Here is a 3,357-nt window from a genome sequence, read left to right as displayed (position 1 = left end):
GCCCTCTCGCGGGTATGTGGTGAGTTCGGGATTGGCCGCCAGGGATGCTGTGGGAACTTCAATGGCCTGTCGGCGACTTTGGAAAAATCTCCCGGTGCGTCGAGCCGCCGGACTCGCTTCCGACCAGACGATGAATCCATCCTGTGAAAGCACCAGCACTGCCCGACGGGTGGTGAGTCGCAACCATTGACGCACCGAGGCTTGAAGTGAGACGCCGTAGCGATCGGCGCAAAAAGAAAGCATCGACAGGTTGGTCAACTCTTCCGCCGGAACTTGTCTGATAAAATCCTCTGGCGGCATCAGGAAATTGGCGGAAAAGATGTCGGCATCCTCTTCAAGCCGTGAGGTTCTGTCCGGAGAAGGCCTTTCCCGATCCCCGCAGCGGAAACCGCCAGGGTGGTTTTTTCGATGCAGAAAATAGTGGCCCAGTTCATGGCCCAGGGTAAAACGAATGCGCCGCCGGTTCGGAACGGCGGAGTTAAAGAAAATACCCCAGCCTTTTTGGCCCCGAGGATCGGGAGCCAATATGCCGTCCACTCCATCCAGAACAACCCCCTGGACCGCAGTGACGGCATCATCCGGAAATAGCCGTGGCGTGACTTCCATGGCCACCTCGACCACGCTCACCGGGTAACGTTCCAGTCCAAAGGCTTGGTCAAGAATGCGATTGATGTAGGTGGCCCACTCCAGAGGGCCATGCGGTGCCACGTTCACGATTTGCTCCAGACATCGATCAGTTCGCGGATTTTCTTCCGGGTCTCCGGGGGGAGATCCCGGTATTTACGGAAGAAAACCTGGTCCAGAGACTCTTCATCCGGTTTGTCCCGTTCATCGTCCACCAGAAAAGAAGCCGTGACATCGAGAGCTTGCGCGATACGTTGCAGTTTTTCCGCCGAAGGGGTGGGAATACGACCCTGTTCCAGTTCCCACAGGTAACTTTTGCTGGAGCCGGTCAAGGCCCCGATCTGCTCCAGCGTCAGCTTCTTCTCTTTGCGCAGCAAACGGATTTTTTCCCCCAGCGAAACAGACATGGCAGTTTCCCTTGCTCTCGGTAGATTTCCGGGATATCGGAAGAGCATCTTTCGACATCCCGAAAAATTCCCTTTCAGAAATTGTTCGGGATGCCGATAATATCTCTCCATACGGGTCCATCACAAGGAAATTCGGAGGTGAGATATGACAGCTGTGGCGCGGGTGATTCGCAATACTCCGGCATTGGGGCTGAGGGATTATTTCGCGTGGCGCGGCATGGATGCCGGTGGGATTTTCAATGCACGCGGCAGAGGGAGTTGGTCGAGTACCCATCTGCTCAAAGCCATGGAAGGCATGACGGAGAGCGAACAGGGTACGGTGAACGCTGATTTCGACCGTATCCAAGCGATGACGGACGAACCTGGACAATGGGCCATCTTTCAAACGGCAATAGACAAGACGAGGCTTGAAGGGCTCGCCAATCCACATGAGCGGGCTATGTGGCTGTTCCGCGCCGAACCGGCAGCTTTTCGTCAGGCGGAGGAAATTCGCTACACCGATACCCGTCGGCAGGGGCGCATGTGGTCAGGCTTTGTCGGGCCTCGACATCTTGTTCCCAGCCGGGATACCAGTGAACACCGCCGCTTTGAAGAAAAGGTATGCAGCCTTTTTGGCTCACGGAACGCCCGACTGGATCTGTTCGAACGAACCCGTCCTGGCCGAGACAGCCAACCTGAACGGTTGGTTCAGGCTGTGATCTATCGGGATGGCCTGCCGGATGCCGGGTTGGAGTTCAATGCCCTTGGGGAACTGGAGTTGCGCCCGCGCCGCCCGGTCTTCGAACTGGCCATCACCTACGAACCAAACAGTGGGGTAATCGAGGTGGTGGCCAATGGCGTGGAACAACGGACTCGATTGGCCCGTCTGTTCGCCGAAATCATTTTGCAACAAGGCATTCTCGGCCTTCGGATTCCTCTGCGCCAATACGACCTCTCCCGGTTACTGGCTCCATGTGATTTTCCAACCGATCCCGAGGACGGAATCGATGCCGTCAAGGTGACTTGGCTGAAATTGCGCCGTCAGGCGTCGACGTTACCGTGCATCGCCCTGATTTCCAAATGGGAGGACCGGCACTCCGTACATGAACACGCGCAGCATCTGATTGTCGCTCCAGAAGGTATGCCACAGCAATTTCAAACCGACGAGGCCATCATTTCCATTCGCTTGCGCCCGGCCCGTGGTTCGACCGGACGCCGCCGCACCATCAACGTGACCATCACCCTTCCCAACGGCTGCAACCTGAAGAGCAAAACCGAAAAGGAGCGGTTGATCTGCGACAAGTATCTTCCCCTCTGGGGACTGGTGAAGGAAATTTGAACATGATGACGGCACCCATGTCCAGCAAGGCGTTCAAATTGGCTGTGGATATCTTCCATTTCGAATTCATGAAGATGCCCGGTTGCCTGCTGGCGGATCACCATCCTGTTGAAGGAAGAATCCTGGCAGATTGCGGACTCCTGACCGAGGGAGAAATTGCCACCCATGTGCCCAATCGGCACACCTATGAAGGTGATGTGATAGAGCCGGAATGGAACGAGGAGACGCGCACCTACCAGTATTTCAGTTTTGATGATGGCTATTGGGTCGACGTTCCCGAAGAGGATATGAAAACCTATAATCTCGACGTGGACCGCTTGTTGCGCCTGATTCGTGACATGGCGGAGGTCAGTGGGGAACCAAAGGCCATGTGTGGCGAACTGCTCTGGAGTCTGGGGACGTTTTGGCTGGGAAAACGGAAGGCGACGCTCTTTCTTGCCCGAAACCTGCACTTAATGCATTGTTTCGACGAAGTTTACGACGTCTTGAAACGATTCGGGAACAAAGCGCCGGGGGTGGTGCTGACACGGAACCTGCCGGAGAGTCGGCACATCGAACTGCCCAATGGCTATCGAATGGTAAGTCTGAAAGATATCTGGATTGTCGAGAATGATCTCTGCCATTTCGACTTGGAAATACTCAAAGCGCCATTCGCTGGAGAAAAGTCGACTGCAAGCGATCCTCCTCTTGTCCAATATGCTCGAGATTACAGCACGATCAAGGTCAATGGGCGAGAGTTCGTGTTTACCGGAATGAAGCAACAGCAATTGATTGGCTTCCTGGTGGAGGCATGGAGGCGAGGCGAGCCAAAATGCCGAACACAAATATTGCTGGAAAATGTCCAAGCATCCGACTTTTCCAATACCTTGAGCAAGTTTTTCAGCGGAAGGTCGGATTGGAAGGAATTGATAGGCTATGGCAATGGGTATTGCTGGTTGAAGGCCTGATGGATTGATTTTCTCGAACCCTGTCTGTCGGTAAGCGCCAATTCTACCCCAGGGTTCACAG

At 54.8% G+C, this 3,357-nt stretch carries 4 protein-coding genes; 2 read left to right on the top strand and 2 right to left on the bottom strand.

Annotated features, from left to right (window positions below; translation table 11 throughout):
- Together HQL56_19055 and HQL56_19050 are read right to left on the bottom strand one after the other, a co-directional pair.
- On the bottom strand, positions 1 to 714 hold a 714-nt coding region (locus HQL56_19055; GenBank protein MBF0311616.1), incomplete at its 3' end, for an ImmA/IrrE family metallo-endopeptidase.
- Entirely contained in the window at positions 711 to 1,031 is a 321-nt protein-coding gene (locus HQL56_19050) for a helix-turn-helix transcriptional regulator (GenBank protein ID MBF0311615.1), read from the bottom strand. The genes HQL56_19050 and HQL56_19055, both read right to left, overlap by 4 nt.
- 145 nt (positions 1,032 to 1,176) lie before the next feature.
- Here HQL56_19050 and HQL56_19045 point away from each other — a divergent pair, with 145 nt between their 5' ends.
- Positions 1,177 to 2,349, top strand: coding sequence for a hypothetical protein (locus tag HQL56_19045; GenBank protein ID MBF0311614.1), 1,173 nt, complete (start codon positions 1,177 to 1,179; stop codon positions 2,347 to 2,349).
- A 2-nt stretch (positions 2,350 to 2,351) separates the two neighbouring features.
- Positions 2,352 to 3,296: a hypothetical protein gene (locus tag HQL56_19040; GenBank protein ID MBF0311613.1), complete on the top strand. Its 945-nt coding sequence runs from the start codon at positions 2,352 to 2,354 to the stop codon at positions 3,294 to 3,296.
- Positions 3,297 to 3,357 lie beyond the last annotated feature (61 nt).

The sequence above is a fragment of the Magnetococcales bacterium genome, assembly GCA_015231925.1.
GTDB lineage: Bacteria > Pseudomonadota > Magnetococcia > Magnetococcales > JADGAQ01 > JADGAQ01.
Note: the sequence above shows the minus strand (reverse complement) of the source record. Positions and strands in the feature narration are given on the sequence as shown.

What these genes read in the sequence shown, in the direction of transcription:
- HQL56_19040 (MBF0311613.1), top strand. Translation starts at nt 2,352, where the DNA reads ATGATGACGGCACCCATGTCCAGCAAGGCGTTCAAATTGGCTGTGGAT.
- HQL56_19050 (MBF0311615.1), bottom strand. Translation starts at nt 1,031, where the DNA reads ATGTCTGTTTCGCTGGGGGAAAAAATCCGTTTGCTGCGCAAAGAGAAG.
- HQL56_19045 (MBF0311614.1), top strand. Translation starts at nt 1,177, where the DNA reads ATGACAGCTGTGGCGCGGGTGATTCGCAATACTCCGGCATTGGGGCTG.